At 38.8% G+C, this 8,170-nt stretch carries 9 protein-coding genes; 4 read left to right on the forward strand and 5 right to left on the reverse strand.

The features are described from left to right. Positions 1–32 precede the first annotated feature (32 nt). Entirely contained in the window at positions 33–530 is a 498-nt protein-coding gene (locus DCO44_RS07390) for a DUF4442 domain-containing protein (protein ID WP_116760533.1), read from the forward strand. Positions 531–578: 48 nt separating this feature from the next. Here the strand turns inward: DCO44_RS07390 and DCO44_RS07395 are convergent, their stop codons facing one another. The 3 genes from DCO44_RS07395 to DCO44_RS07405 all read right to left on the reverse strand — a co-directional run bounded on the left by DCO44_RS07395 (position 579) and on the right by DCO44_RS07405 (position 2,357). Further along, complete coding sequence (locus tag DCO44_RS07395; protein WP_413773013.1) at positions 579–947, reverse strand: acyl-CoA thioesterase; 369 nt, start codon at positions 945–947, stop codon at positions 579–581. 88 nt (positions 948–1,035) lie between these two features. Then, positions 1,036–1,461, reverse strand: a complete 426-nt coding sequence (gene trxC / locus DCO44_RS07400) for a thioredoxin TrxC (RefSeq protein ID WP_116760538.1) — start codon at positions 1,459–1,461, stop codon at positions 1,036–1,038. After that, a complete protein-coding gene (locus DCO44_RS07405; RefSeq protein WP_116760540.1) occupies positions 1,458–2,357 on the reverse strand; it encodes an alpha/beta hydrolase in 900 nt (299 codons plus the stop codon). The genes trxC and DCO44_RS07405 overlap by 4 nt, the downstream gene beginning before the upstream one ends. A 124-nt stretch (positions 2,358–2,481) precedes the next feature. On the opposite strand from DCO44_RS07405, the gene DCO44_RS07410 reads away from it, so the two are divergent. Together DCO44_RS07410 and DCO44_RS07415 are read left to right on the forward strand one after the other, a co-directional pair. After that, positions 2,482–2,817: a TIGR01244 family sulfur transferase gene (locus DCO44_RS07410; RefSeq protein ID WP_116760542.1), complete on the forward strand. Its 336-nt coding sequence runs from the start codon at positions 2,482–2,484 to the stop codon at positions 2,815–2,817. Further along, positions 2,810–3,235, forward strand: a complete 426-nt coding sequence (locus tag DCO44_RS07415) for a beta-lactamase hydrolase domain-containing protein (protein WP_116760544.1) — start codon at positions 2,810–2,812, stop codon at positions 3,233–3,235. The genes DCO44_RS07410 and DCO44_RS07415 overlap by 8 nt, the downstream gene beginning before the upstream one ends. 151 nt (positions 3,236–3,386) lie before the next feature. Here DCO44_RS07415 and DCO44_RS07420 read toward each other — a convergent pair whose 3' ends face one another. Then, positions 3,387–4,859, reverse strand: a complete 1,473-nt coding sequence (locus tag DCO44_RS07420; protein WP_171304946.1) for an Ig-like domain-containing protein — start codon at positions 4,857–4,859, stop codon at positions 3,387–3,389. A gap of 151 nt (positions 4,860–5,010) precedes the next feature. On the opposite strand from DCO44_RS07420, the gene DCO44_RS07425 reads away from it, so the two are divergent. Beyond that, the gene (locus DCO44_RS07425; RefSeq protein ID WP_116760546.1) at positions 5,011–6,393 is read left to right on the forward strand and encodes a dihydrolipoyl dehydrogenase; all 1,383 of its coding nucleotides are present in this window, start codon (positions 5,011–5,013) and stop codon (positions 6,391–6,393) included. Here the strand turns inward: DCO44_RS07425 and DCO44_RS07430 are convergent. Further along, positions 6,383–7,975: a Na/Pi cotransporter family protein gene (locus tag DCO44_RS07430; RefSeq protein ID WP_116760548.1), complete on the reverse strand. Its 1,593-nt coding sequence runs from the start codon at positions 7,973–7,975 to the stop codon at positions 6,383–6,385. The genes DCO44_RS07425 and DCO44_RS07430 overlap by 11 nt on opposite strands. Between the last annotated feature and the right edge of the window lie 195 nt (positions 7,976–8,170).

The following is an 8,170-nucleotide window of genomic DNA, read 5'->3' on the forward strand; positions in this document are numbered from 1 at the left end:
GAAGCTATCCACCTAAGCTCTAAAGGTATGATATGACACAAAGTAATCGTTTATCCAAACTGGTCAAAGCTACAACGAAATTCCCACAGGGGATTCGAAGTACCCTTTGGAGCAAAGCCTTTGGTCGTATTGTACCGATGGTAGGCACAGCCAAGATTCGTTATCTGGAAGTCGATCAACACCATGTGGTGGTGCGTATAGAAAATCAACGCAATATGCAAAACCACATTAAAGGCGTACATGCAGCAGCCATGGCCTTGTTGGCAGAAACTGCCACAGGTTTTTTAACAGGCCTGCATGTGCCAGATCATCGAATTTTGCTGATTAAAACCCTACATGTCGATTATTTAAAAGTCGCTCAAGGCGGGCTTACAGCCACCGCAAGCTTAAGCCCAGAACAGCAGAAGTTGATTGCTGAACAGGAAAAAGGTGAATTGCTGATTCCTGTAACGGTCATTGACGATGCAGGCAATGAACCAATTCAATGCCAAATGCTGTGGGCTTGGCTACCTAAGCGCAAGTCGGCTTAAAATAGAGGCATAAAAAAACCAGCAATGTGCTGGTTTTTTTATTTAAGCTTAGGCAGATTGAGTGTTCATAAACTTCTGCTTCACTTCTTCAGGAATTTGACGTTTGTTGCCTTTTACATCCACAGCCACAAAAGTGAATACACCTTCTGTGACACGTTTCGCTTCACGAGAACTGTCATGGCTGTCCCAGACTTCAATTTGCATTTGAATTGAAGTATTGCCGACTTTTAAAATTTTGGTATAGCAACTAATCACATCGCCAACTTTTACTGGCACCAGAAAAGTCATTTGATTAATTGAAATTGTCGCACAGCGCCCTTTACTAAAGCGTTCTGCGTGGATTGCTCCCGCCAAGTCCATTTGTGACACAATCCAGCCACCAAATACATCGCCACTCCAGTTAGTATCTGCTGGCATCGCAATGGTTTGAAGAGATAAAGTCCCTTCTGGTTTCACATGAATATCTGACACGTTCTCTCCAAGCCTATTGTGCTTTGACTAGGCATTAGACATTTAAATGTTGATCCAGCCACTGTTGTAGTTCACTCGATCTAAGCGCACCGCTTATTCTAGCAATTTCATTGGTTTTATTCATCAACACGAGGGTTGGAATACTGCGCACATGAAAAGCACTACTTAGACGAGGGGACTCTTCAGTATTAATCTTGGCAAAAATCACACGAGGGTTCTGTTTTGCCACGGCTGAGAAATGAGGAGCCATCATTTTACACGGTCCGCACCACTCTGCCCATAAATCAATCAAAATAGGTAAATCACTGTGTGTGATAAACTGACTAAAATTTTGTTCGTTCAAATCAATAGGAGCTAAGGGAATCAAAGGTTGATGGCACTGACCACAGCTAGGCTGCGCTTCTATTTTTTCTTCAGGGACACGATTTTTCGCTAAACAAGAGGGGCATACAATAATCATGAGCTGACTCCAATGTGTTGGTGTAAGAATTCTAATTGGGTCGAAATGGCTTTTTCAAACCATGGATGATGATAAATATCGAAATGTTTCATCTCCCATTCATAATATTGTACGAATGGTGCGATATTGGTGGCTGCTTCACGACTGGAAGCGATTGGAAATAAACTGTCTTCTTTAGCCGCAATAAATAATACTGGAATATTGATTTTACGGACTTCCTGAATTGGGCGATAACGGATCAACTTGAAAAAGACCCGAGCTGGAATTTTACCACTCCAGAAGTAGTCCGGATGAACAATCGACATATAACCTGAATAACTATCTTCTGTCGGCATAAAGCTGAGATCATCTGGACTCACAACAGACAAGGTTTTAGAGGCCATCCCCACTTTGGCCCCCATATAATCCTGACTGGAAATTTTTAATGCTTTGGATAATTGAGGAAGAGGATAGAGTTTGGCAAGTTCACTGCCATCAACCATCGGAACTTGAACCATCACCGCTTGAATATTTTTCAACTCGCTGGCCAAACTTAAAACATAGCCGCCACTGAGTGCCGTTCCCCACAAAATAATCCGTCGTGAATCAATCGACTTTCGTTCCTGAAGATGCGCAATCATCGTTCGCCAGTCTTCTAACTGTGAACTGATGGAGACTAATTCACGTGGTCGCCCCGTACTGCCGCCCCAGTAGCGATAATCAAATAACACCACCGCATAACCCGCTTGTGCAAATTGTTTTGCATATTGCACCAGTTTAAACTGGCGTAACCCTGCCAAGCCATGTGCCATCAATATAACAGCAGGTTTGTGTTCCATTCTTGGCCGATAAAAATCTGCTGCAAGGACTTCCTGACCACTTTTGACATATAAAGGCTCGACCGTGTAAGCGTGCATACGCGCTCCAGTACGTTATTTTATGGTTGTAATCATTTATAAAAATTTCAACAGATTCAACTGTCGAATCTGCTTAATGCTATCATAAAGCATATATTATTTAATTGGATGATGGAGTGACACAATGAGCGAAAATGTAGGCTTCGCAGGTCAAATTGGCCCTGAGCATGTAGAACAAGTTGTCGAAAAAGGATTCAAATCTATTATCAACAACCGCCCAGACATGGAAGGTGGACCACAGCAACCCACTAGTGCTCAAATTGAAGAAGCAGCGCGTGTTGCAGGACTCGACTATGTCTATCAACCCGTGGTTGCTGGTCAAATTACCGAACTTGATGTGCGTACTTTTGCCAATCATTTTAATGAACTCCCAAAACCCGTTTTAATGTTTTGTCGTACGGGCAATCGTTCAAACAATCTATATCAACTGGCAAAACAAATGGATTTGCTGGATGATTAAGCAACTCTTTACTGCATGTATTTTGTGTAGTGTTTTGATGAATAGTGCATCTCTTTTCGCTCAGAAAACTCAAACACCTCGAGCACTGAGCGAAAACCTGACCGTCTCTGGTCAGCTTGATGACAAAACGTTTCAACTACTGTTAAAACAGGGGTTTAAGTCTGTTATTGTGAATCGACCTGATCAAGAAATGGGAAACAATATTTCCGTCAGTCAGTTACGGAATATTGCGGAGCAATCGCATGTAAGTGTCATTTACCAACCTATTGAAAATGGTAAAATTACGCAAACAGATATCATTGAATTTTCAAAGTACTATCACGAACTTCCAAAACCGATTTTGATGATTTGTAAGAGTGGCTATCGCTCTAGCGAATTATTTAATGAAGCACGTAAGCAAGGCTTATTACATGAATAAATTATTGATCGTTGTACTCTGTGCTTTAGCCCTACCCGCTTGTAGCTCGATGAATGTGCGTCCTACTGTTGGTGTGAGTGTTGGAACTTCAATTTAAATTTTCGCCCAAATAAAAAACAGCGCCGAAGCGCTGTTTTTTTATTCTGATAGATTATAAGCCATCATTACAATTTATTGAGGTTCCATATGGGCTGATTAAGTTTGGAGCAATACCATTTTCAACATCAACATCACTAATCAAATAACCCAAACCAAGACTGGTTGAACCACTAATTGCTTTACCACTTACAATTGAATCTGCTAACAACTGAATATTTAAATAGCCTGCATAAATTTTTGGATATTGAATCTTAAGATCAAATCGACCGTTTGAATCAGTTGTATATTTATTATTTGTTGCAGGTACTCCCTCAGCATTAATAAATGATACAACTTGAACAGAAGTTCCTGATTTAACTGGTGCCAACTGATCTATCTCTTTCCCACCGCTATTTACTTTTACTGTTGGTGAAACACATTGTGTAATCAATGCTGGCAAATATTTATCCACATTACCATCTGGAGGTGTATCAGTATCAAAGAAGTCATAATAGCCTTTATTGTATGTTAAAGCATTGACTCCCATTGTGACGTCTTGATTAGAAATTGGTTTTCCATCAACATCTGTCACTTGAACTGAGATATTTTTATAATAATATACGCCTGATGCAGAATCTTCAATTTTAGTAGGATTATATGATACTGAAATAGCCCCCACAGGTGTCGGAACCGTAGAATTCACTATGTCTAATTTGTAAGTGTAAACTTGTGTAGATTGACCAAAATTAGCCTCCAATACTAAATCATCCGCTACGAATTGCGTAGACGTATACGTAGAAGCTCGTTGAGACTCAGCAAATGATAATGTATAACTAATTTGGCCATTTACATCAGTTTGAGATGCATTTGGAGTGAATCTCACTCCATTTAGCGCTGAATTTTTAACCTTTAATGAAATAGCCTGATTTGCTAAAGTTGCACCATTGGCATCTACTGCTGTTAAGGTAATAGTCGTCTGATCACCGCGAACATTTAGTGTTGTTTTAGTTGCATCAAATAAAACAATACTTGTTGTATCTGCCCCATTATCTGTATCAGCGCCTGTTACAGTGACGGTTTGTTCTTGACTTAAAGCGCCATTATTTGCCTTTGCTATGATTTTAAAACCATTTTTGATTAAGTCAGTAAGTGAAGAAGAGGTCGCAGGCGTAGTAAGTACATATACCACATTTCCTGATTGATCAGTCGTCTGTTTTGCAATGCTCGTATTACTTACATTATTCGTAGAATCTACAATTGCCAGAGTAACTTCCGCATTCGCAACTCCTCCTTTATTTTCATCTAAAGCACGAACCGTAACAGTTAGCTGGCCATTTGTAGCGGCCATCGATAATTTATCTAATTCAATTTTTAAAGCAGTTACAGAACTAGCTGTTGTGGTCCCACCTCCAGTACTACCTCCATTCGAAGTCCCTCCTGAATTATTATTTTCAAAATACCCATCACTTCCCCCTCCACCACAACTTGCTAGCAAAACACAAAGCGTAATAGTAGATAGTTTTAACCCAATCTGTTTATTATTCATCAAAATTCCCCGAACATTATTTTGTTCAAAAGTCGTCGTTAAAATTGTTAATTTGCAGTATGAAACCATAGAAGTAGCTTTATGTAAACAAAGCCAAATCAAATGTTTTACTATGTTAAGCTAAAGAGCAATTATTCAAATAATATCTACTATGTACGACATCATTATTATTGGTGCGGGAACAGCTGGACAAGCTGCTTACAAAGAAGCAATCAAACACACATCAAATATTTTAATTGTGAATCATGGTCCGTGGGATACCACCTGTGCACGCGTTGGTTGTATGCCGAGTAAAGTGCTTATTTCTGTAGCAAATCAACTGCATGATGCTCAATCATTAGATCAAATTGGCATAACAACCCATCTACATCTTGATTCCAAAAAAATCATGTTACACGTACAAAAATTAAGAAACAAATTTACACAAGCTGCTTTAAAAGATGTCGCTCGTTGGGATTCGGCTCATAAAATATCAGGTCAAGCTCACTTTATTGATGTTCAGACCGTTGAAATTAATCAACAACGCTATCAAGCCCGAAGTTTTATTCTGGCTGTAGGATCAACGCCGAGTTTTGACCAGCAATGGAAGCAAGAATTAGGTCAAAAACTAATTACCTCAGATGAGGTATTTGAGTTAGAGCAATTACCGCAATCGATTGCAGTCATTGGAAGTGGTGTCATTGCACTTGAACTTGCTCAAGCATTACAACGCTTAGGTGTTAAAACCACGATATTTGCACGTAGTCGAAAAGTCGGAACATTAACCAGTCCCTTACTACAGAAAATGGCGCAAGAACTTTTAAGTCAAGAAATTGACATTAAGTTCGAAGTTTTACCCACGCAATTTCGAAATTCAAAAGATGGTGTACAGATTGTCTACCAAGAGCATGGACAAGAACACAATTTAGTAGCAGATTATTTATTGGTCGCAACAGGGCGTCGTACTTTATTAAATACTTTAAGATTAGAAAATATAGATGCTCAATTTACAGATCTTAAAAACTTACCTGTCCATCCAGAAACCAAACAGCTTGCACACTATCCTATTTTTATCGTTGGTGATGCTCATACCAAGACACCTATTCAGCACGAAGCAGCACATGAAGGTCGCAGTGCAGTTTTAAATTGCTTAAATTTAAAACAAATCAAAAACATTCGAAATCTAACCCCAATAGGCATTGTATTCTGTGAGCCAGAAATGGCCATTGTCGGATTAAGTTTTAAGCAACTTGAAAGTGATAAAATTCCTTTTGTAACAGGCTATGTTTCTTATGCCCAACAAGGACGTGCGCAAGTTTTAGGAAAAAATTATGGTGCGTTGGAAGTCTATATTCATGCAGACAGTCGAAAAATTTTAGGTGCAGAATTGCTCATGACTTCGGCTGAACATTTAGCGCATTTATTGTGTTGGATGATCGCGGAGGATTTAACGCTTGATCATCTCCTTGCCAAACCTTTTTATCATCCAACCTTAGAAGAAGGATTGCGTACCGCCCTTAAGCATGCTCGGCGTCAATTAAATACTATTCAATAACCTCTTGATCTTGTTGCAATAAGACTGCTACTTTCTGAGTATGTGCAATGAGATGAACAATCCAGCGTTGTGCAGCCAATAACTCTAAAGTTTGAGAAGCAGTAAGTTGATGATTTACTGATGCATGAATAATTTTCTGACGTAGAAACTCCTGTTGCTCACTGCTAACTTGTTCTAATTGAATTAAATCATTCACAAAATCTATCGGAAATTTTGAAAATGGTTGCATCTGTAAATATTCAATCTGCTTTTCCAAATGTGTAGCCAGTGCTAGAGGTAATTCTTGTAATATTTGTTGCTTTTTCAGTAATTCAACTTGTGCGACTTCTTGTAAATCATTTCTTAAAACTCTGATATACACCGCCAATCTTAATAAGAGAATTAAACGTTGTTGATCACTTAGAGATTGTGGAACCGACATATGCTCTAAGTAAGATTCCACTTTTTTGATGGTTGCATCCAACTCATTGGTATTAATCATTGTGGTAATAATTTCACCACGAATAAATTTAATAAATAAACGATAAATATCTGTTAATGTTTGCAGCAATACGCGTTCTGTCGCGGCTATAGCTAGTGCAGGCACACTATATAAACTATCATCTAAGTAGCGTGTTAATGAACTTTCTTGCTCTGGCAATAACTTCAGCAACACTTGCTCAAATTTACCGATAAAAGGCATAAAAATTAAAGCACCGAGCAAGCTAAAACAAGTATGAAATACAGCAACAATAAGAACCGGATCCATCTTATGTACAAAAGTAATATATTGATAAGCCCAAACAAATCCAGGGAATAAAAATAAAAAAGCAAAAATTGCAGTCACAATATTAAAAATGACATGTACAGCAGCGGTTCGTTTTGCACTGGTGGTCGCTCCTACTGCGGCCAAAACTGCTGTAACAACAGTCCCAACATTCTGACCTATGACCAAAACTAAAGTTTGCTCTAAATTAATCGCTTGACTCGCCAAAGCTGCTAAAGTTGCAGTAATCGCAGCACTAGATGATTGCAATAGGATCGTCATCACAAAACCAATCAATACTAAAAGCAATTTACTTAAAAGATTTTCTGTAGACCAACGACTTAAATCGACAAAGGCAGCGATACCGGTCATAGCTTGCTGTAAAACATCAATTCCAAAAAATAATAAACCAAATCCAGCAATGGTCATTCCAATTAAAGCTAGTCGATCCTTGGCAAGTAATTTTAAGATAGCCCCAAAAGCAATTAAAGGTAAGGCTAATTGCGAAATTGAAAACTTTAAACCCAGTAGTGCAACCATCCAACCCGTACTAGTGGTACCAATATTGGCACCAATAATTATACCAATTGCATTACTAAAGGTCAGAACTCCTGCACTCACAAATCCAATAGTCGCTAAAGTAGTTGCCGTAGATGATTGCACAGCGACAGTGATAGTTATACCTGAAAACATTGCTTTTAAAGAAGAGTCTGTAAAACGGACTAACCATTGTCTTAAAGCTTCTCCTGCGAGAGCTTTGAGGCTATCAGTCATCAAACTCATTCCCAAAAGAAATAAGCCAATCCCACCAGACAGTTGCAATATGGTATTCAACATGATCAAGCTCAACTTATAGTTCTTATCATTTCACAGGTTTATCATAGAATAGATCTAAATAAAATTTGATCTTATAATAAAAAACACCCCCTAACGTTGGTTAGGGGGTGTTTGAATAAATGAGCTGGCGATGACTTACTCTCACATGGGTAACCCCACACTACCATCAGCGCTAAGAGGTTTCACTTCTGAGTT

Source organism: Acinetobacter sp. AM (assembly GCF_003105055.1).
GTDB classification, from domain to species: domain Bacteria; phylum Pseudomonadota; class Gammaproteobacteria; order Pseudomonadales; family Moraxellaceae; genus Acinetobacter; species Acinetobacter tibetensis.

Coding starts and splice junctions, on each gene's coding strand:
- DCO44_RS07410 (WP_116760542.1), top strand. CDS start 2,482: ATGAGCGAAAATGTAGGCTTCGCAGGTCAAATTGGCCCTGAGCATGTA.
- DCO44_RS07405 (WP_116760540.1), bottom strand. CDS start 2,357: ATGCACGCTTACACGGTCGAGCCTTTATATGTCAAAAGTGGTCAGGAA.
- DCO44_RS07395 (WP_413773013.1), bottom strand. CDS start 947: ATGCCAGCAGATACTAACTGGAGTGGCGATGTATTTGGTGGCTGGATT.
- DCO44_RS07430 (WP_116760548.1), bottom strand. CDS start 7,975: ATGTTGAATACCATATTGCAACTGTCTGGTGGGATTGGCTTATTTCTT.
- DCO44_RS07415 (WP_116760544.1), top strand. CDS start 2,810: ATGATTAAGCAACTCTTTACTGCATGTATTTTGTGTAGTGTTTTGATG.
- trxC (WP_116760538.1), bottom strand. CDS start 1,461: ATGATTATTGTATGCCCCTCTTGTTTAGCGAAAAATCGTGTCCCTGAA.
- DCO44_RS07420 (WP_171304946.1), bottom strand. CDS start 4,859: ATGAATAATAAACAGATTGGGTTAAAACTATCTACTATTACGCTTTGT.
- DCO44_RS07425 (WP_116760546.1), top strand. CDS start 5,011: ATGTACGACATCATTATTATTGGTGCGGGAACAGCTGGACAAGCTGCT.
- DCO44_RS07390 (WP_116760533.1), top strand. CDS start 33: ATGACACAAAGTAATCGTTTATCCAAACTGGTCAAAGCTACAACGAAA.